Below are 20,349 nucleotides of genomic sequence, written 5' to 3'. Positions count from 1 at the left end.
AAACATTGCTCGACGTAACCACTTTCGATGAGCTGCGCATCGGCCTCGCAACGGCCGATGACATCCGTCGCTGGTCGCACGGTGAAGTGAAGAAGCCCGAGACCATCAACTACCGCACCCTGAAGCCCGAGAAGGACGGCCTGTTCGGCGAGCAGATCTTCGGACCCTCTCGCGACTGGGAGTGCTCCTGCGGCAAGTACAAGCGAGTCCGCTTCAAGGGCATCGTCTGCGAGCGCTGCGGCGTCGAGGTCACCAAGTCCTCGGTCCGCCGCGAGCGGATGGGCCACATCGAGCTCGCCGCGCCCGTCACCCACATCTGGTACTTCAAGGGCGTCCCCTCGCGCCTCGGATACCTGCTGGACATGGCGCCGAAGGACCTCGAGAAGGTCATCTACTTCGCGGCGTACATGATCATCGACGTGGACGACGACGGCCGTCACGCCGACATGCCCGGGCTCGAGAACGAGCTCCGGCTCGAGATCAAGACCCTCTCGGACCAGCGCGACTCCCGCATCGCGGACCGCCTGGCGCGCCTGGAGACCGACCTCGCCGCCCTGGAGGCGGAGGGCGCCAAGAGCGACCAGAAGCGCCGCACGAAGGACAGCGCCGAGAAGGAGATGGGCCAGATCCGCAAGTCCTTCGACGAGGACATCGCGCGGCTCGAGAGCGTGTGGGAGCAGTTCCGCACCCTCAAGGTCGGCGACCTCAAGCCCGAGGACGCGGTCTTCAACGAGCTCGTCGACCGGTACGGCGTCTACTTCGAGGCCTACATGGGCGCCGAGGCGATCAAGAAGCGCCTCGAGCAGTTCGACCTCCAGGCCGAGGCCGAGACGCTGCACCTGCAGATCGCCGAGGGCAAGGGTCAGAAGAAGATCCGCGCCATCAAGCGCCTGCGCGTCGTCAACTCGTTCCTCGCCACCGGCAACTCGCCGGCCGCGATGGTCCTCGACGTCGTCCCGGTCATCCCGCCGGAGCTGCGCCCGATGGTGCAGCTCGACGGAGGCCGGTTCGCGACCAGCGACCTGAACGACCTCTACCGTCGCGTGATCAACCGCAACAACCGACTCCGCCGCCTGCTCGACCTCGGTGCCCCCGAGATCATCGTGAACAACGAGAAGCGCATGCTCCAGGAGGCGGTCGACGCCCTCTTCGACAACGGCCGCCGCGGCCGCCCCGTCACCGGAACCGGCAACCGCGCCCTGAAGTCCCTGAGCGACATGCTCAAGGGAAAGCAGGGTCGCTTCCGCCAGAACCTGCTGGGCAAGCGCGTCGACTACTCGGGCCGCTCGGTCATCATCGTCGGCCCGCAGCTCAAGCTGCACCAGTGCGGTCTGCCCAAGCAGATGGCGCTGGAGCTGTTCAAGCCGTTCGTGATCAAGCGCCTGATCGACCTGTCGCACGCGCAGAACATCAAGGCCGCCAAGCGCATGGTGGAGCGCTCGCGCCCGCAGGTGTGGGACGTGCTCGAGGAGATCATCCGCGAGCGCCCCGTCCTGCTGAACCGCGCGCCCACGCTGCACCGTCTCGGCATCCAGGCCTTCGAGCCCCAGCTGGTCGAGGGCAAGGCGATCCAGCTGCACCCGCTCGTCTGCGCCGCGTTCAACGCGGACTTCGACGGCGACCAGATGGCCGTCCACCTGCCGCTGTCCGTCGAGGCCCAGGCCGAGGCGCGCATCCTGATGCTCGCGTCGAACAACATCCTCAAGCCCTCGGACGGCCGTCCGGTCACCCTGCCCACGCAGGACATGATCATCGGCCTCCACCACCTGACGACGATCCGCGAGGGCGCCGCCGGCGAGGGCCGCGCGTTCTCCTCCGTCTCGGAGGCGATCCTCGCGAAGGACCAGGGCTCGCTGCACCTGAACTCGAAGGTCAGGATCCGCATGTCGGACGTGTACTTCGCGCAGGGTCAGGCACCCGAGGGCGTCGAGATCGACGAGAACGGCAAGGTCACCGCGCCGGTCCTCCTCGAGACCACGCTCGGCCGCGCCCTCTTCAACGAGGCGCTGCCGGTCGACTACCCCTACTTCGAGCAGGTCGCCGACAAGACGACCATCTCCGGGATCGTCAACGACCTCGCGGAGCGCTACCCGAAGGTGGAGGTCGCCGCCTCCCTCGACCGGATCAAGGACGCCGGCTTCTACTGGGCCACCCGCTCGGGTGTCACCGTGGCGCTGTCCGACATCCTCACGCCGCCGTCGAAGCCCGAGATCATCGCGGGCTACGAGAAGAAGGCCGCGAAGGTCGAGTCCGAGTACGACAAGGGTCTGACCACTCAGGCCGAGCGCCGCCAGGAGCTCGTGAAGATCTGGACCGAGGCGACCGACGAGGTCGCCAAGGCCATGCGCGCGAACTTCCCGACGGACAACACCATCAACCGCATGGTCACCTCCGGTGCCCGCGGCAACTGGCTGCAGGTGCGCAACATCGCCGGCATGCGAGGCCTGGTGAACAACCCGAAGGGCGAGATCATCGCCCGACCGATCATCTCCTCGTACCGCGAGGGCCTGTCGGTCGCCGAGTACTTCATCGCCACGCACGGTGCCCGCAAGGGCCTGGCCGACACCGCGCTCCGCACCGCGGACTCGGGCTACCTGACGCGTCGACTCGTCGACGTCTCGCAGGACGTCATCATCCGCGAGGAGGACTGCGGCACCTCGAAGGGCCTCGACCTGCCGATCATGCTCCAGGACGCCACCGGCGCCTGGATCAAGGACTCCAACGTCGAGAACTCCGTCTACGCCCGTTCGCTCGCCACCCCGGCGTCGAACGAGGCCGGCGAGCTCGTCGCCGAGGCCGGCGAGGACGTGGGCGACGTGCTCATCGAGAAGCTGGTCGGAGCGGGCGTGCGCCACATCAAGGTGCGCTCCGTCCTGACCTGCGAGTCCGCCGTCGGCGTCTGCGCGGCCTGCTACGGCCGCTCGCTCGCCACCGGCAAGCTCGTCGACATCGGAGAGGCCGTCGGCATCATCGCGGCTCAGTCGATCGGCGAGCCCGGCACGCAGCTCACGATGCGCACCTTCCACACCGGTGGATCGGCCTCGGCCGACGACATCACGCAGGGTCTTCCCCGCGTGCAGGAGCTCTTCGAGGCCCGCACCCCCAAGGGCGCGTCGCCGATCGCGGAGGCCGCCGGCCGGATCACCATCGAGGACACCGACCGTGCCCGCCGCGTCATCCTCCAGCCGGACAACGGCGACGAGGCGGTCATCTACCCGGTGCTCAAGCGCTCGCAGCTCCTCATCGAGGACGGCCAGCACGTCGAGCTCGGGCAGCAGCTGCACGTCGGAACGGTCGACCCCAAGGAGGTCCTGCGCGTGCTGGGCGTCCGCGAGGTCCAGAAGCACCTGGTGGGCGGCGTCCAGGGCGTCTACCGCTCGCAGGGTGTGCCGATCCACGACAAGCACATCGAGGTCATCGTGCGTCAGATGCTCCGCAAGGTCACCGTGGTCGACCACGGCGACACGGAGCTGCTGCCGGGCGAGCTCGTCGACCGCTCGCGCTACAGCGAGGTCAACCGTGCGGCTCTGACCGAGGGCAAGCGGACCGCGTCCGCCCGCCAGGAGGTCATGGGCATCACCAAGGCCTCGCTCGCGACCGAGTCGTGGCTGTCGGCCGCGTCCTTCCAGGAGACCACCCGCGTCCTGACGCAGGCGGCCATGGAGGGCAAGCGCGACCCGCTGATGGGCCTGAAGGAGAACGTGATCATCGGAAAGCTGATCCCGGCGGGAACCGGTCTGCCCAAGTACCGGAACGTGTCGGTCGAGGCGACCGAGGAGGCGAAGGCCGAGCGGTACCCCAACCGCATCTTCGCGGACGACGCCGCGTTCAGCGACGCCGACCTCTCGTTCGTCGACTTCGACTCGTTCTCGAGCGACGGCTACGAGCCGGGCAACTACAGCTGATCCAGGTGAGCTGAACGATCGAAGGCCCCGTCGGGACACCGGCGGGGCCTTCGGCGTCCCCGACCCGCGGTCACCCGCACGGGGGGCCGCCCGTTCGCGACGAGCGGCCTTCCCCGCAGGAGCGGGGTGATTGACTCGATGGGTGCTCGTCGGGTCGAGCCTGTACCCGTTCCCCGTCCTGGTCGCGGCACGTGAGGAAACGCGCGGATGAGACTCGTGATCGTCGTGCTGGCCGCACTGCTCGTGGTGGTCGGCGTCGTCGTGGTGCCCGCGGTGCGGGCGGAGGCGGCAGAGGCGGTCGCACCCTCGTCCTGCGGCGTCGCGGAGCTGGCTCCCGTGCTCGCGGGCGACGACGTCCGGCCGCGCTCCGCCGCCGCGCTGGTCCCCATCGTGATGCTGCACGGCTGGCTGGGCACGGCGACGCACGACGCCGACCGCACAGGGGCCTTCTCCCATCTCGTCGACATGGTGTCGTCGGAGTCGGCGACCGCTCCGCTCGACGCTCCCGAGCCGTCCCTCCTCGGCCGGCTGCAGCAGATCGACGGCGCCGCGGTCTACACCTTCGACTACCGCCGGCTCGCCGCGCGCTGGGTCACCGACCCGGGGATCAGCGACGCGCTCGCCTCCTCGATCGCCTGCCTCGTCTCCGCGACCGGGCACCGCGCCGTCGTCGTCGCGCACTCGATGGGAGGGCTCGCCGCCCGCCAGGCGCTGAGCGGCTCGGTCGACGGGACCGCCGTCGCCTCGATGGTCTCGTCCGTCCTCACCTTCGGCACCCCGAACACGGGATCCGACGTCGCGGAGCGCCTCGGACGAATGGTCGACGACTCCGGCCAGGTCAGCCCCGCGGTGTTCGCAGGACTGGACCCGCAGAGCCGGCTGAGCGTCTCGGCGATGCTCGCCTCCTGCGGGGACGCCGTCTCCGAGGACGCCGAGCACGCGGGGGAGTGCACGGGAGTGCCGATGATCGACGCCCTCGCCTCGGCGGCGGGCAAGGGCCTGCGGACGGGATCGACCGAGCTCGGCTCCCTGCCGCCCTGGCCCGCCGGCGTGCACGTGACGGCGCTGGTGGGTGACATCCAGGTGACCGCCGCGGTGGCGCTCGGCCTCGCCACCGCGCCGGTCGACCTCGGCGACATCATGGTCGCGACCGGATCGGCGACGGCCGGAGTCGACGACTACGTGGTCTCGACCTGCCGCTACACCTACCTCGCCGCGGCGGACGTGCCGTCCCTCGTCGCCGAGCTCTCGCCGTTCGCGCGGCTCGGCGATGCTCTGCGCTTCGCGAAGCTCGTGGTCGACGTCGACGCGAGCCCGTGCCACCACGCGCGGCTGACCCGGAACGTCGACCTCGTCGAGCACGCCACCGGCGTCGTGTCGGACGTCGTCGCGGGCGAGCTGTCCGCTCCGCACGCCTCTCGAGTGCAGACCGCGGCGAGGGCGCTCCCGGCGGCGGAGGAGTCCCGGAGGCGGTCCTCGTGACCGGTCGGCGGACACCGCCGAGGAGACACCATGTCGCGTCAGTTGACGGACGTCTGTCGGGAAGCATACGGTCGGACCGGCCCATGGGGAGGCCGCCTGGGGGACAGGCAGCGCGGCCCGCGCGGCACCCGAGCCGCATGCGCGGGCCGCGCCCGTCTCCGATCTCCTCTCACGTTCCGCGCTCCCTCCGGGTACGCTCGGCTGGACAGTAGATGTCGGAGGCTCCTCCGTGCATCCCGGCGCCGGAGGCCTGATGAGCGACGACCCCCTCGATGCGGAGGAGCCGGCGCGTCCTCCCCGCCTGACCCGCGAGCAGGTCCGCACCCGCCTGCTGGACGCCGCTCTCGCGGTCGTCCGCGCCGAGGGCCTGCGCGTCGGAGTCGCCCACCTGCCCCTCGAGGACGTCATCCGCTCGGCGGGTGTTCCGCGCAGCACCGTGTACCGGATCTGGCCCACTCGCCAGTCGTTCTACGACGAGCTGATCGCCGCGATCCCGGAGCGGGTCCTCGCCACCCGCCTCGACCAGCCGTCCCTGCGGGCCGGGAACTCCCACCTCCACCGCAGCCTCGACCCCGAGCCGACCCCGGCGCAGCGCCGCGAGGCCCTGATCGCCTCCGTCCGGGTCGCCGTCGACGCGAACGTCGACAACATCTTCTCGTCGCAGCACTGGCGCAACTTCATCGCTCTCGCCGGCGCGGTGGGCTCGCACGAGGAGCCGGCGCGGACCGCCATCGGATCCGCTCTGCGGTCCCGCCAGCTGCACTTCATCGACAACATGGCGAAGTACTACGAGCACACCCTCGCCGAGGCGGGGCTCCGGCTGCGCCCGGACCGCGGCGCCGCCGCTCTCGCCTCCGCCGTCTCGGCCCTGATCGAGGGGCTGTGCATCGCGCGGATCGCGGCACCGGAGCTGGTGACCGGCCCGCTCGACCCGGCCGATCCCGACGGACCGTCACTGGCGGTGGTGTCGGTGCTGCTGCTGATCGACGGGTTCACCGAACCGGACGAGTGATCCGGGTCGCGGGGTCCGCTCAGTCCTCCGCGACCGGCTCCAGCATCCCGTCGACGATCGAGCGGATCGTCCAGGCCGCCAGGGTCCACTCGACCGGCTCGCCGTCGAGGCCGGGGGCGGTCACCGGAGCGTCGAGGTCGTCGTCGAGGAGCCGGCCGCGGTGGGCGAGCCCGTCGATCACGATCGCGGTGAGGTGGGCGAGCTGGAGCGTCGTGAATCCCGGGCGCATCGTCCCGCCGAAGACCTGCAGCGTCTCCTCGTAGAAGTCGCGCATCCGGCGCGTGAGCATGCCCTCGATCCGCTTCGCCGTGGCGCGCACGGCGTCGCGTGCAGGCCCCTCCTCCATCGAGAATGTGCAGGCGAGCAGCGCGTTGTACGACGACCAGTCGGCGGAGCGGCGGAGCGATTCGGCATTGGCCCGCGCGCCGATGCGGATGGTCTCCCAGGCGACCCGGCGGCGGCCGGCGGCCGTGGAGAGCAGATCGGTGGAGCGCTCGTAGACTTCGCGCATCTCCTGCTGGGCCTCGGGATCGGCGCCCTCCGCGTACCGGTCCCGCACGAAGACCTCGCCGACCAGGTCGGCCACGAACTCCTCGCGCGTGCTCCAGATCCGGTAGACGGAGCTGCGCGGCACGCCGGCCAGGCGGATGTACTCCTCCATGGGCAGGTGCGCGAAGCTCACCGTGAGGCCGTGGTTCGAGACGACGTCGCGCGCCGTGGCGATCATGCGGCTGCGGACCTGCTCCGCGGGGATCCTCCGGGCCCGCCGGGAGCCCTCTGCGCTGTCGTCCATGGAGAGGGACACTAGCCGGAGACGGTGCCGCGGGTGGTCCTCCACGCGCTCCGTGAGCCGATCCGGAGTGCTCTGGGGCGTCCTCCCACTGAGACGGAATGTCCCATCACGTGCACGACGACGTCGCGGACCGCTACGGTGCAGCCGGGGCGGACCCGAACCTGCCCCTGCTAGGGGACCCCCGTGACCGGATTCGATCGGTTCACGCTGGCCGTCGTCGACGGACCAGCGATCGAGCGTGCCGCGCTGCAGGCGCTGCTCGCGCAGCTGCTGCCGCAGTTCTCGCACGACGAGGAGGGCGTCGACCGCATCGCGGTCCTCGACCTGGACGGCGTGCCCGGCGAGGAGGTGGCCGACGCCCTCGAGCGTGCGGCGGCTTGGACCGTCGGCCTCGTCGTGCTCTCCTCCTCCGACTCCCTGGAGCCGGTGCGGGCCGTGCTGCGACGGGAGAGGGCGGCGTACGTCTGGAAGGGCGACGACCCCAGCGAGCTCGCGGCGGCGGTCGTCTCGGTCGCCTCCGGCCGCACCTGGATCTCGGACACCGCCCGCCACCGGCTCGTGCACGGGCGCGAGGAGCGCCGCCCGGTGCTGAGCCCGCAGGAGAGCCGGGTGATGCGCGCCTACGGAGCGGGTGCCGCGGTCCGCACCGTCGCGGTCGACCTCAGCGTCGCCGAGCACACCGTCCGCACCTACATCAAGCGGATCCGCGCCAAGTACCTCGAGACCGGCGTCACTCTCGACTCACGGGTCGACTTCTACCGCCACCTCGGCGACCACGACGTCGCCATCCGCCGCGGCGGAGACCGGGTGCGGGCCGGCGCGCAGCAGGCGGCCGGCGACGTGGTCGGCGAGCGCCGAGCCTGAGGCGAGCAGGATCGCGTTCCCGCCGGTGCGCCCCTCGACGAAGGCCGTCGATCCGACCGCTGCGGTGACCGGGAGCAGCTCCCGGACGACCCCGCGCAGGCGGTCCAGCCTCCGGTGGTCGGCGTCGTCGGCGACGTTGACCGCGAGGAGCCCGTCGGCGCCGACGCGGGCGGCGAGCGGAGCGAGGACGGACGCGCGGTAGAACGGCTCCGGGATCTCGTCCCCGTCGTAGACGTCGAGCACGACGAGGTCGGCGCTCCAGGGCGGCAGGGGCCCTGCGGCGTCGGCCGTGAGGAGTCGGACGCGCGCGCCGCGGGGGAGCGGCGCGTGCTCGAGCACGAACTCCACGAGTCCTGCCGCGCCCTCCACCGCGAGCTGCTCGGAGCCCGGCCGGGTCGCGGCGACGTACCGGGCCAGGGCCAGGGCTCCGGCTCCGAGGTGCAGCACGCGCAGCGGCTCGCCGGGAGGGGCGGCGGCGTCGACCACCGCGCCGAGGCGCGCGAGGTACTCGAGGTGCAGAGCCCGGGGATCGCCCGGATCGATCAGCGACTGCTCCGCGCCGTCGACCGTGAGCAGCAGCGCCTCCGGCCGCACGGGATCCGGCCCCAGCACGGCTGTGCGGCCTCCCGGCAGCAGGAGGGACGGAGGCATCCCGTCACGCTAGCGCTCCTCGCGCGATCCGCCCCGCCGCCGCTACGGTGACAGGCATGGCCGCCCTGATCCTGCTCGACGTCGACGGCGTCCTGAACCCCTCCGTCCGCAGCGATCGCGCCTCGGGCTCGCACCGCCTGGAGCTCGAGCCGGAGCGGGCGGCGCTCGTCGCCCGCCTGGCCGCGGTCGGCACGATCGTGTGGGCCACGACCTGGCCGCCGCGCTTGACGCGGGTCCTCGCCCAGGACCTCGGGCTGCCGGCGGGCACGGAGGCGATCGTCTTCGACGGCGGCCTCCCGCGCGACCCGCGGTTCCCGGGCCGGACGAGCAAGCTCCAGCCCGTCGCGGTGTGGCTGGAGGCGGCCGCCGAGCGCGGCGCGATCGACGCCGTGGTGTGGATCGACGACAACCTCCACGAGGACGCCTACGACTGGGCCCGCGAGCAGAGCACCCCCTTCCACCTGGTGCGTCCGGAGTCGGCGACGGGCCTCACGAGCGACGAGGTCGCCGGCGCCGAGCACTTCCTGGCCGGACTCCCGGCGTCACACGGCGACATCCGGGAATAGGGCCGCCCCCTCCACTGGTTATCGTCACTCCGGGCGGTTCCGCCGAGCAGCGGTCCGCCCCGGGACGACCCGTCCCCTCGTCGATCCCCGCGCCGCATCCGGCGCAGCGGGACCGCCACGACTCCGTGATGCACCGAAGGACAACACCGTGACCCTCTCCGCCCGCACCTCCCTGCGCGTCCTGCTCGGCACGACCGCCGCCGCCGCCGCCCTGGTCCTCGCCGGCTGCGCGCCCGCCTCGACCGACGACGTGGTCTCCGGCTCGAGCGGCGAGGGCACCGCCTCCGCGAGCTCCGGCCTGACCCTGGCCGAGGTCGAGGAGTCGGGGAAGCTCACCATCGGCACCGAGGGCACCTACCCGCCCTTCTCCTTCCACGCCGACGGCGGGACCGGAGCTCTCACCGGCTACGACGTCGACGTGATCACCGCCGTGGCCGAGAAGCTGGGCGTCGAGCCCGACTTCCAGGAGACGCAGTGGGACGCCATGTTCGCGGGCCTGGACGGAGCGCGCTTCGACGTGATCGCGAACCAGGTCTCGATCAACGACGAACGCGAGGCGAAGTACGACTTCTCGGAGCCGTACTCGGTCAGCCCCGGCGTCGTGATCGTCCCCTCGAGCGACACCTCGATCACCGACCTCGCCGGCCTCTCCGGCAAGACCACTGCGCAGTCGCTCTCGAGCAACTGGTACACCGTCGCGCAGGAGAACGGCGCCGAGGTCGAGGGCGTCGAGGGCTGGGCGCAGGCCATCGCCCTCGTCGAGCAGGGCCGCGTCGACGCGACCGTGAACGACCGCCTCACCTGGCTCGACTGGTCCACGACCTACCCCGACCAGGCCGCGGGCCTCAAGGTCGCCGTCACCACCGACGACACCTCCGAGAGCGCCTTCACCTTCCCGAAGGGCTCGGACGACCTCGTCGAGGCCGTCGACTCCGCCCTCGACGAGCTGCGCGAGGACGGCACACTCGCCTCCATCTCCGAGCGCTACTTCGGAGCCGACGTCTCCCAGTAGCCCCACCCCGAGACGGCTCCTCCCCTTCCGGGAGGGGCCGTCTCGTGCGTGAGCGGTCCCGTCGCGGGGGAGCGGCGGAGCGGCTCAGGCCGCGGGTCCGCCTGCAAGGGCGCCCGCCCCGGCGCGAAGCGTGCCAGCATTCCCCAGGAGGCGGACACGATCCGCCCCCGACGCCACCACCCGATCGAGCCGACCGCGGATCCTCCCGCGAAGGCGGGAGAACACAATGGACCTCGTCCTCCGGTCGTTCTGGCCGATCCTCTCCGGGGGCATCGTCGGGACGATCCCGCTCGCGCTGGCGAGCTTCGCCATCGGGCTCGTGCTCGCGCTGGCGGTCGCCCTGATGCGGCTCTCGCGGGTGCGGATCCTCTCCTGGATCGCGCGCGCCTACATCTCCGTCATCCGGGGCACGCCGCTCCTGGTGCAGCTGTTCGTGATCTTCTACGGGCTGCCGAGCCTCGGACTGAAGATCGACCCCTGGCCCAGCGCCACCATCGCGTTCGCCCTCAACGTGGGCGGCTACGCGGCGGAGGTGATCCGCGCGGCGATCCTCAGCGTCCCGAAGGGGCAGTGGGAGGCGGCGCACACGATCGGCATGAGCCGCTCGCTCTCGCTGCGGCGCATCATCCTCCCGCAGGCCGCGCGCGTCTCCGTCCCGCCGCTGTCGAACACCTTCATCTCGCTGGTGAAGGACACCTCGCTGGCCTCCCTCATCCTGGTGACCGAGCTCTTCCGGCAGGCGCAGAAGATCGCCACCGCGTCGAGCGAGTTCATGCTCCTCTACCTCGAGGCCGCTCTGATCTACTGGCTCATCTGCCTGGTGCTCTCCAGCGGCCAGGGCCTGCTCGAGAAGCGATTGGACCGCTATGTCGCCCGCTGACACTCCGACCGACGCCCGGCCCGTGCTCACGGCCCGCGGCCTCCGCAAGTCGTTCGGCGGGGTGGAGGTGCTGCGCGGCATCGACCTGGAGGTCCATCGCGGCGAGGTCGTCGCCCTGATCGGGCCGTCCGGCTCGGGCAAGACCACCGTCCTGCGCTCGCTGAACAGCCTCGAGGTGCCGGACGGCGGGGTGGTCGAGCTCGCCGACGGCAGTGTCCTCGACTTCGACCGCGGCGTCGGACGGAAGGCGCTGACCGGGCTGCGCGACCACTCCGCGATGGTCTTCCAGCACTTCAACCTCTTCCCGCACCTGACCGTCCTCCAGAACGTGACGGAGGGGCCGCTGCGAGTGCAGCGCCGTCCCGCGTCCGAGGTGGTCCCGGAGGCGGAGCGCCTGCTCGAGCGCGTCGGCCTCGGCGGCCGGGGGAGCGCCTACCCCTTCGAGCTCTCCGGCGGTCAGCAGCAGCGCGTGGGCATCGTCCGGGCGCTCGCGCTGCGGCCCGATCTGCTCCTCTTCGACGAGCCCACCTCGGCGCTGGACCCGGAGCTGGTCGGCGACGTGCTCTCGCTGATGCGGGAGCTGGCGGGGGAGGGCTGGACCATGCTCGTCGTGACGCACGAGCTCGAGTTCGCCCGGCAGGTGGCCTCGGAGGTCGTCTTCATGGCCGACGGCGTGGTCGTCGAGCGGGGCGCCCCTGCGGAGATCCTCCGGGAGCCGCGCGAGCCGCGCACACGGCAGTTCCTGCACCGCCTCCTCCACCCGCTCGAGTAGACGGTCGGCGCTGTCCCCCGTCGACGGGGGCCGCGCGGCGCACCGGGCGCGGCGGAAGGCGTGCCTATGCTGTCCGGGTGACCTGGAGCAGCGACGCCGAGACCACGCGGATCCCCTCCGCGACCGAGACGTCCGGCGGAACCGGACCCCAGCCGACCCGGGAGTACGTCTGGCCCGAACCCGTGACGGGCCGGCAGCCGACCGTCGAGCCCGTCGCCCCGGCCGTCGCGGCATCAGCCCCCAGCGCCCTCGGGCCGGTCGAGGCCGAGCCCGAGCCGGTCCGGCGCTCCGGCAACCGCCTCGCGGGCCTCGCGCTCGCCCTCCTGACGACCGCGGTCTTCGCCGTCCTGTACCTCGTCGCCCTGACGGCGATCCGCCTGCTGGTCGACCGCGTCGGCGGCGACCCGGTCGCCCTCGCGCTCGACGCTGCGCCGACCGCGCTCTTCCTCGCCCCGGTGGCCGCGTTCCTCGTCGGCCTGGCGCTGATCGTGCTGGTCGTGAACCGCGCGGGCTGGTGGGCCTACGTCCTCGGCGGCTTCCTCGTCGCCCTCCTCACGGCCGCGGCCGCGCTGGTCGGCGGCTGGAGCGCCGTCGGACCGCTCGCCCTGCCGATCGACCGCTCCCTCGCGCTCGACTACGTCCGCGATCCCGCCGTACTCGCGGCGGTCCTCGCCGCCGGCGTCCTCGGCCGGGAGGCGAGCGTCTGGGGCGGCGCCGCGATCGCGGGCCGTGCCCGGGGCGTCAAGCGCCGCAACGCCGAGCGCGAAGCGGCCGCGCAGTCGTGACTCCGGAGGGGCAGGGGCAGGGCCGCGGAGCCGGCCTGGGCTACGGCCTCGCGCTGGCCGGCTTCGCCGCGTTCCTCTACCTCGCCCTGGTCGTCTGCGCGTTCGGGGTCCTCAGCCTCCTGCTGGACCAGGACGTCGTGCCCGAGCGCGACGCCGGTCCGCTGCTGGGGCCGGTGTCGGTGGCGGTCTGCGTCGTCGCCGTGCTGGTCGCGATGGTGACCCTCGCCGCCCGTCCCGCCGTCCACCGCGTCCTCGGCCCGTCGCTGCTGACCGGGGTCGTCGTCTACCTGCTCTTCCTCCTCACCGGCGGAGCGCTCTACGGGCTCGGCCGCCAGGAGCCGGGGGAGATCCTCGGCTGGATCCTCGACCACGCCCCCACTGTCTTCGCGATCGCGACCGGCGTGCTCGCGGCGGCCGTCCAGCTCGTGTTCCTCCTGCTCCTGGCCCGTCGCGACGCCGGCGGCCGCAGCCCTCACTGGGGCTGGGAGGGCGACGAGCGGGAGTGAGGGCGGAGTCCCGGCGCGTCTCGTCGCGGCGCTGCGGCATCTCCCAGGGCGAACGCCGCTCGGTTGACCGGCCCCGTCACTCCCCGTAATATTCTTCGGGTGTGCGCTTTGCCGTGCGCTCGTGTCGTGCCTCCGGGCCGATGCGGTCGCCGCACTTCGCTCCACCGGGTCCGCGAGGATCCGCGGGTTCGTCCGATCGGGCGGCCCCCACGGCATACCCCTCACCCTCCCGGTCCCGCTCGCGGGGCCGCGGGGTGCGTCGGGTCCAGATGAACTCGGCCGTTCCCGGAGACGGGAGGGCCGAATGTCGACCATCGATCCGCTGTCACCGTGCAGCATTCAAGGAGCAAAACCAGTGCCAACGATTCAGCAGTTGGTCCGCAAGGGACGCACGCCGAAGGTCACCAAGACCAAGGCGCCCGCCCTGAAGGCCAACCCCCAGCAGCGCGGCGTCTGCACGCGCGTCTACACGACCACGCCCAAGAAGCCGAACTCGGCCCTCCGCAAGGTGGCCCGCGTGAAGCTCTCCAACGGCACCGAGGTCACCGCCTACATCCCCGGCGAGGGCCACAACCTGCAGGAGCACTCGATGGTGCTCGTGCGCGGCGGTCGCGTCAAGGACCTCCCCGGTGTCCGCTACAAGATCGTTCGCGGCGCCCTGGACACCCAGGCCGTCAAGAACCGCAAGCAGGCTCGCAGCCGGTACGGCGCGAAGATGGAGAAGAAGTAATGCCTCGTAAGGGCCCCGCTCCCAAGCGCCCCGTCGTCGCAGACCCCGTCTACGGCGCCCCCATCGTCAGCCAGCTCGTCAACAAGATCCTCCTGGACGGCAAGAAGGGCCTCGCCGAGCGCATCGTCTACGGTGCCCTCGAGGGCGTCGCCGGCAAGAACGGTCAGGACGCGGTCGTCACCCTCAAGAAGGCGCTCGACAACGTCCGCCCGACCCTCGAGGTCCGCAGCCGCCGCGTCGGCGGCTCGACCTACCAGGTCCCGGTCGAGGTCAAGCCCCACCGCGCCAACACCCTCGCGCTCCGCTGGCTCACCAGCTACGCGAAGGCCCGTCGCGAGAAGACGATGACCGAGCGTCTCATGAACGAGATCCTCGACGCGTCGAACGGTCTGGGCGCCGCTGTCAAGCGTCGCGAGGACACCCACAAGATGGCCGAGTCGAACAAGGCCTTCGCGCACTACCGCTGGTAGCGCACCCCGCGGCCGCCCCCGGGCGACCGCGACCACCGGGCCCGCGGCGTCACCGCTGCGGGCCCGGTCCCGGCGGCGGATCGCCCGATCCCCGCGACCGGGCGACCGCCACCACCAGAATCCCAGCCATTCGGCCATGAACCCGGTGCGCTGGCTCCATCACCTATCGGAGGAACTCCGTGGCACAAGATGTGCTCACCGACCTGAACAAGGTCCGCAACATCGGCATCATGGCCCACATCGATGCCGGCAAGACCACCACCACCGAGCGCATCCTGTTCTACACGGGTATCACGCACAAGATCGGCGAGGTCCACGACGGCGCCGCGACGATGGACTGGATGGCGCAGGAGCAGGAGCGCGGCATCACGATCACGTCCGCCGCGACGACCTGCTTCTGGAACAAGAACCAGATCAACATCATCGACACCCCCGGTCACGTCGACTTCACGGTCGAGGTCGAGCGCTCGCTCCGCGTCCTCGACGGCGCCGTCGCCGTCTTCGACGGCAAGGAGGGCGTCGAGCCCCAGTCCGAGACCGTCTGGCGTCAGGCCGACAAGTACGACGTCCCGCGCATCTGCTTCGTCAACAAGATGGACAAGCTCGGCGCCGACTTCTACTACACGGTCGACACGATCATCAAGCGCCTCGGCGCGAAGCCGCTGGTCATCCAGCTGCCCATCGGCGCGGAGTCCTCTTTCGAGGGCGTCGTCGACCTGGTCGAGATGCGCGCGCTCACGTGGCGCGGCGACTCGAAGGGCGACGTCGCGCTCGGCGCGAAGTACGAGATCGAGGAGATCCCGGCCGACCTCGCCGACAAGGCGGCGGAGTACCGCGAGAAGCTCCTCGAGACCGTCGCGGAGACCTCCGACGAGCTGCTCGAGAAGTACTTCGGCGGCGAGGAGCTCACCGTCGCGGAGATCAAGGCCGCCATCCGCAAGATGACCGTCAACTCCGAGATCTACCCGGTGCTCTGCGGCTCGGCGTTCAAGAACCGCGGCGTCCAGCCGATGCTCGACGCTGTCGTGGACTACCTCCCCTCCCCGCTCGACGTCCCCGCCATCGAGGCCCACGACGTCCGCGACGAGGAGAAGGTCATCATGCGCCACGCGGACTCGACCGAGCCCTTCTCGGCGCTCGCGTTCAAGGTCGCCGTGCACCCGTTCTTCGGCCGCCTGACCTACGTCCGCGTCTACTCGGGCAAGCTCGACTCCGGCGCCCAGGTCATCAACTCGACCAAGGGCAAGAAGGAGCGCATCGGCAAGATCTTCCAGATGCACTCCAACAAGGAGAACCCGGTCGACTCGGTCACCGCCGGCCACATCTACGCCGTCATCGGCCTCAAGGACACCACCACCGGTGACACCCTGAGCGACCCGGCCGCGCAGGTCGTGCTCGAGTCGATGACCTTCCCGGAGCCCGTCATCGAGGTCGCCATCGAGCCCAAGACGAAGGCGGACCAGGAGAAGCTCGGCACCGCGATCCAGAAGCTCGCGGAGGAGGACCCCACCTTCCGCACCGAGCAGAACCAGGAGACCGGTCAGACGGTCATCAAGGGAATGGGCGAGCTGCACCTCGACATCCTGGTCGACCGCATGAAGCGCGAGTTCAACGTCGAGGCCAACGTGGGCAAGCCCCAGGTCGCGTACCGCGAGACGATCCGCCGCACGGTCGAGAAGTACGACTACACCCACAAGAAGCAGACGGGTGGCTCCGGCCAGTTCGCGAAGGTCCAGATCACCATCGAGCCGATGGAGGTCGAGGCCGACAAGACCTACGAGTTCGTCAACGGCGTCACCGGTGGCCGCGTCCCGCGCGAGTACATCCCCTCCGTCGACGCGGGCATCCGCGACGCCATGCAGGTCGGCGTGCTCGCCGGCTACCCCATGGTCGGCGTGAAGGCGACCCTGGTCGACGGAGCGGCGCACGACGTCGACTCCTCCGAGATGGCGTTCAAGATCGCCGGCTCGATCGCGTTCAAGGAGGCCTCGCGCAAGGCGCAGCCGGTCCTCCTCGAGCCGCTCATGGCCGTCGAGGTCCGTACTCCCGAGGAGTACATGGGCGACGTCATCGGCGACATCAACTCGCGTCGCGGGATGATCCAGTCGATGGAGGACGCCACCGGCATCAAGGTCATCCGGGCCAACGTCCCGCTGTCCGAGATGTTCGGCTACATCGGAGACCTGCGCTCGAAGACCTCGGGCCGCGCCGTCTACTCGATGACGTTCGAGACCTACGCCGAGGTCCCCAAGGCCGTGGCCGAGGAGATCGTCCAGAAGAACAAGGGCGAGTAGCTCCGCCCCTGGGCCGTCGCCGTTCCCCGGAACGGCGGCGGCCTGGTAGTGTCGTGCGGGTTTGCTGCCGAGTGCAGCGCGCCCCCTGTCGCAGCGGGACGGCCGCACGACCACTGCCGGTAACATACGTACACAAAACCCCCGCAAGTCCTCCTGTCCTCGTGCCGCCCCGTGCGGCCGCCCGGATGCGGATGCTTGCACCTAAGTCCTGAGGAGGACCCACAGTGGCTAAGGCCAAGTTCGAGCGGACCAAGCCGCACGTCAACATCGGAACCATCGGTCACGTCGACCACGGAAAGACCACGCTCACCGCGGCGATCTCGAAGGTTCTGGCGGACAAGTTCCCGTCCGCGACCAACGTCCAGCGTGACTTCGCGTCGATCGACTCCGCTCCCGAGGAGCGCCAGCGCGGCATCACGATCAACATCTCGCACGTCGAGTACGAGACGCCGAAGCGCCACTACGCGCACGTCGACGCCCCGGGTCACGCCGACTACATCAAGAACATGATCACCGGCGCGGCCCAGATGGACGGCGCGATCCTCGTGGTCGCCGCCACCGACGGCCCGATGGCTCAGACCCGTGAGCACGTCCTCCTCGCCAAGCAGGTCGGCGTCCCCTACCTCCTCGTCGCGCTGAACAAGGCCGACATGGTGGACGACGAGGAGATCCTGGAGCTCGTCGAGCTCGAGGTCCGCGAGCTCCTCTCGTCGCAGGGCTTCCCCGGCGACGACGCCCCCGTCGTGCGCGTCTCCGGCCTCAAGGCCCTCGAGGGCGACGACACCTGGACCCAGTCGATCCTCGACCTGATGGACGCGGTCGACGAGTCCATCCCGGACCCGGTGCGCGACAAGGACAAGCCGTTCCTCATGCCGATCGAGGACGTCTTCACGATCACCGGTCGTGGAACCGTCGTCACCGGCCGTGCGGAGCGTGGAACCCTCGCTCTGAACTCCGAGGTCGAGATCGTCGGCATCCGCCCGACGCAGAAGACCACGGTCACCGGAATCGAGATGTTCCACAAGCAGCTCGACGAGGCCTGGGCCGGCGAGAACTGCGGTCTGCTCCTCCGCGGCACCAAGCGCGAGGACGTCGAGCGCGGCCAGGTCGTCGTCAAGCCGGGTTCGGTCACGCCGCACACGGACTTCGAGGGCACCGCGTACATCCTGTCCAAGGATGAGGGTGGGCGTCACAACCCGTTCTACGCGAACTACCGTCCGCAGTTCTACTTCCGCACCACCGACGTCACCGGCGTCATCACGCTGCCCGAGGGCACCGAGATGGTCATGCCCGGCGACACCACCGACATGACGGTCGCGCTGATCCAGCCGATCGCCATGGAGGAGGGCCTCGGCTTCGCCATCCGTGAGGGTGGACGCACCGTGGGTGCCGGTACGGTCACCAAGATCATCAAGTAGGTCCGTCCTACCGATCTCTCGAGAGGGGTCGTCCGCTTCGGCGGGCGGCCCCTCTCGTCGTTCCCGGGGACGCCCGGCTAGCGTGGCGGCATGCCCTTCGTGAAGAGCGACCCCCGTGCCCTCCCGCAGTTCTTCGAGTGGGAGGCGGCCGGCCTGGACTGGCTGCGCGAGGCGGACGGCGGTGCGCGCTGTGTCGGGGTGGAGAGGGTGTCGCCCGGGCGCATCGAGCTGGAGGAGATCCGCTCCGTGCGTCCCTCGGCCGAGTCGGCTCGGGCTCTCGGCGCCGCGCTCGCCCGGACGCACGACGCCGGAGCCGCGGCGTTCGGAGCGCCGCCCCCGGGATGGACCGGCCCCGCCTACATCGGCCGCCGCGGGATGCCGTGCCGCCCGGACGACTCGTGGGGGCGCTTCTACGCGGAGCAGCGGGTGCGGCCGTTCCTCGGCCCCGCCGTGGAGGCGGGCAACCTCACGGCAGCCGAGTCGCGGCTCGTCGAGCAGGCTCTGGGCCGGGTGGCGGCCGGAGCCTTCGACGACGGTGCGGGGCCCGCCCGGATCCACGGGGACCTCTGGACCGGCAACGTGCTCTGGACGGCGGACGGCGCCGTCCTGATCGACCCCGCCGCTCACGGGGGACACCGCGAGACCGATCTGGCGATGCTGGCCCTCTTCGGTGCTCCGCACCTCGACGCCGTCCTCGAGGGCTACCGCGACCAGCATCCGCTGGGGGCCGGCTACGAGGAGCGGGTGCCACTCCACCAGCTGCACCCGCTCGCCGTCCACGCCGCCGGTCACGGTCCCTCCTACGGCCGCGCCCTGGCAGACGCAGCGGAGCAGGTGATCGCACTGGCCGGCTGACCGGCGCGCCCGCACCGTTCCCCCAGCCGGGAGCGCCACACTGAGGCACGCGCCGCCCTGTGCGCGTTTACAAGGAGGCATCATCGTGGATCTCGGGAAGCTCGGACGCCAGGCCGGCGAACTGCTCAACAGCCGGAAGGCCCAGGACGCGCTGCGGAGCGAGAAGGCCGAGCAGGTCTCCGACCAGACCCTCGAGAAGGCGGGCGAGATCGCCAGCCGCCTCACCAACGGCAAGTACGACGACCGCATCGAGGACCTGAAGCGCCAGGCCGACAAGCGGATCGGCAACGAGTAGCGGCTGCCGTCCGACTGCTCCTCCCCGCCGTCAAGCGGGTGCGGGCCTCGGATCCGCCGTCCTATCGTCGGATCGATGGCTGACACTCGCGCGCAACGACTCCGCAGGACCGATTCGAGCGGGCGCGGCTACACCCGGGTGCGCGCGGGCTCCGGCTTCAGCTACCGCGACCCGAAGGGCGCGACCGTCGCCGACAAGGAGCTGCGCGCGCGGTTCGACCATCTCGGCATCCCGCCGGCCTGGACGGACGTCTGGATCGCCCCGTATCCCAACGGGCACATCCAGGCCACCGGCGTCGACTCCGCTGGCCGCCGCCAGTACATCTACCATCCGACCTGGCGCGAGCAGAAGGACCGGATCAAGTTCGACCGGGCGCTGCGGCTCGCGGAGGCCCTGCCCGGGGCGCGCCGGGCCGTGACCATCGCCCTCCGCTCGGACGGACCCAGCCGCGAGCGCGCGCTGGCCACCGCCTTCCGGATGCTCGACACCGGATCGCTCCGCGTCGGCAGCGAGAGGTACGCGAAGGAGCACGGCAGCATCGGCCTCTCGACGCTCCTGTGCGCGCACGCCACGACCCACGGGGACCGGGTCGCCCTCGCCTTCCCCGGGAAGAGCCATCAAGCGTGGACGAGCGAGATCCTCGACCACGACCTCTCGCGCGTCGTCCGTGCTCTCAAGCGTCGCGGGCCGAACGCCCGCCTGCTCGCCTGGAAGGACGGGCGGGAGTGGCGGCCGATCTCGGCGCCCGAGATCAACGACTACGTGCGCGAGCGCGCCGGCGACGACTTCACGGCGAAGGACTTCCGCACTCTGCACGGCACGGTCGCGGCCGCGCTGAGCCTGGCGAAGTCGGGCCCGCAGGCCACGCAGCGCGCTCGGAACTCCGCGATCGCCCAGGCGATGCGCGACGCCTCGGACGTGCTCGGGAACACGCCGACGGTCGCCCGCGCCAGCTACGTCGACCCGCGGCTGCTCGACCACTTCCGCGCCGGCGAGACCATCGACGCGTCGCGCCCCGCGTCGGCCGAGACCGCCGTCCGGGCGCTGCTCTTCGAGTAG

The 20,349-nt window shown here is 71.0% G+C and carries 18 protein-coding genes; 17 read left to right on the top strand and 1 reads right to left on the bottom strand.

Annotated features, from left to right (window positions below; genetic code table 11):
* The first annotated feature begins 5 nt into the window (after positions 1–5).
* The 3 genes from C5C56_RS14400 to C5C56_RS14390 all read left to right on the top strand — a co-directional run bounded on the left by C5C56_RS14400 (position 6) and on the right by C5C56_RS14390 (position 6,399).
* Positions 6–3,905 (top strand): DNA-directed RNA polymerase subunit beta', encoded by a 3,900-nt coding sequence (locus C5C56_RS14400; RefSeq protein WP_104319813.1) that lies wholly within the window; start codon positions 6–8, stop codon positions 3,903–3,905.
* Positions 3,906–4,112: 207 nt separating this feature from the next.
* Positions 4,113–5,387, top strand: coding sequence for a triacylglycerol lipase (locus C5C56_RS14395; protein ID WP_104319812.1), 1,275 nt, complete (start codon positions 4,113–4,115; stop codon positions 5,385–5,387).
* A gap of 253 nt (positions 5,388–5,640) precedes the next feature.
* Positions 5,641–6,399, top strand: a complete 759-nt coding sequence (locus tag C5C56_RS14390) for a TetR/AcrR family transcriptional regulator (protein ID WP_104247591.1) — start codon at positions 5,641–5,643, stop codon at positions 6,397–6,399.
* Positions 6,400–6,418: 19 nt separating this feature from the next.
* On the opposite strand, the gene C5C56_RS14385 is transcribed toward C5C56_RS14390, so the two are convergent.
* Positions 6,419–7,192 (bottom strand): hypothetical protein, encoded by a 774-nt coding sequence (locus C5C56_RS14385; RefSeq protein ID WP_146076607.1) that lies wholly within the window; start codon positions 7,190–7,192, stop codon positions 6,419–6,421.
* A gap of 183 nt (positions 7,193–7,375) precedes the next feature.
* Here C5C56_RS14385 and C5C56_RS14380 point away from each other — a divergent pair, with 183 nt between their 5' ends.
* The 14 genes from C5C56_RS14380 (at position 7,376) to C5C56_RS14315 (ending at position 20,349) form a co-directional block, all read left to right on the top strand.
* On the top strand, positions 7,376–8,056 hold the full coding sequence (locus tag C5C56_RS14380) for a LuxR C-terminal-related transcriptional regulator (RefSeq protein ID WP_104247592.1): 681 nt from the start codon (positions 7,376–7,378) through the stop codon (positions 8,054–8,056).
* A 707-nt stretch (positions 8,057–8,763) separates the two neighbouring features.
* Positions 8,764–9,273 carry an HAD domain-containing protein gene (locus C5C56_RS14375; RefSeq protein WP_104297652.1) on the top strand — a complete coding sequence of 170 codons (510 nt, stop codon included), beginning with the start codon at positions 8,764–8,766 and terminating at the stop codon, positions 9,271–9,273.
* Positions 9,274–9,421: 148 nt separating this feature from the next.
* Positions 9,422–10,285 (top strand): amino acid ABC transporter substrate-binding protein, encoded by an 864-nt coding sequence (locus C5C56_RS14370; protein WP_374953606.1) that lies wholly within the window; start codon positions 9,422–9,424, stop codon positions 10,283–10,285.
* Between the two features lie 226 nt (positions 10,286–10,511).
* Positions 10,512–11,165 (top strand): amino acid ABC transporter permease, encoded by a 654-nt coding sequence (locus C5C56_RS14365; protein WP_104224574.1) that lies wholly within the window; start codon positions 10,512–10,514, stop codon positions 11,163–11,165.
* Complete coding sequence (locus C5C56_RS14360) at positions 11,152–11,937, top strand: amino acid ABC transporter ATP-binding protein (protein WP_104269386.1); 786 nt, start codon at positions 11,152–11,154, stop codon at positions 11,935–11,937. Before C5C56_RS14365 ends, C5C56_RS14360 begins: the two co-directional genes overlap by 14 nt.
* 77 nt (positions 11,938–12,014) lie before the next feature.
* Complete coding sequence (locus C5C56_RS14355; RefSeq protein WP_104295964.1) at positions 12,015–12,722, top strand: hypothetical protein; 708 nt, start codon at positions 12,015–12,017, stop codon at positions 12,720–12,722.
* A complete protein-coding gene (locus tag C5C56_RS14350; protein WP_104233922.1) occupies positions 12,719–13,228 on the top strand; it encodes a DUF6121 family protein in 510 nt (169 codons plus the stop codon). The genes C5C56_RS14355 and C5C56_RS14350 overlap by 4 nt, the downstream gene beginning before the upstream one ends.
* A gap of 355 nt (positions 13,229–13,583) precedes the next feature.
* The gene (gene rpsL / locus C5C56_RS14345) at positions 13,584–13,958 is read left to right on the top strand and encodes a 30S ribosomal protein S12 (protein ID WP_011186743.1); all 375 of its coding nucleotides are present in this window, start codon (positions 13,584–13,586) and stop codon (positions 13,956–13,958) included.
* Positions 13,958–14,428, top strand: coding sequence for a 30S ribosomal protein S7 (rpsG, locus tag C5C56_RS14340; protein WP_068251443.1), 471 nt, complete (start codon positions 13,958–13,960; stop codon positions 14,426–14,428). The genes rpsL and rpsG overlap by 1 nt, the downstream gene beginning before the upstream one ends.
* A 179-nt stretch (positions 14,429–14,607) precedes the next feature.
* Entirely contained in the window at positions 14,608–16,722 is a 2,115-nt protein-coding gene (fusA, locus tag C5C56_RS14335) for an elongation factor G (protein WP_104247597.1), read from the top strand.
* Positions 16,723–16,946: 224 nt separating this feature from the next.
* Positions 16,947–18,140 carry an elongation factor Tu gene (gene tuf / locus C5C56_RS14330; RefSeq protein ID WP_104224570.1) on the top strand — a complete coding sequence of 398 codons (1,194 nt, stop codon included), beginning with the start codon at positions 16,947–16,949 and terminating at the stop codon, positions 18,138–18,140.
* A 90-nt stretch (positions 18,141–18,230) separates the two neighbouring features.
* A complete protein-coding gene (locus C5C56_RS14325; RefSeq protein WP_104309792.1) occupies positions 18,231–18,995 on the top strand; it encodes a fructosamine kinase family protein in 765 nt (254 codons plus the stop codon).
* A gap of 85 nt (positions 18,996–19,080) precedes the next feature.
* On the top strand, positions 19,081–19,290 hold the full coding sequence (locus C5C56_RS14320; protein ID WP_159939075.1) for an antitoxin: 210 nt from the start codon (positions 19,081–19,083) through the stop codon (positions 19,288–19,290).
* Positions 19,291–19,365: 75 nt separating this feature from the next.
* Positions 19,366–20,349 (top strand): DNA topoisomerase IB, encoded by a 984-nt coding sequence (locus C5C56_RS14315; RefSeq protein ID WP_104224567.1) that lies wholly within the window; start codon positions 19,366–19,368, stop codon positions 20,347–20,349.

This window comes from Rathayibacter sp. AY1D1 (assembly GCF_002932635.1).
In the GTDB taxonomy this organism is placed as follows: Bacteria; Actinomycetota; Actinomycetes; order Actinomycetales; family Microbacteriaceae; genus Rathayibacter.
Note: the sequence above shows the minus strand (reverse complement) of the source record. Positions and strands in the feature narration are given on the sequence as shown.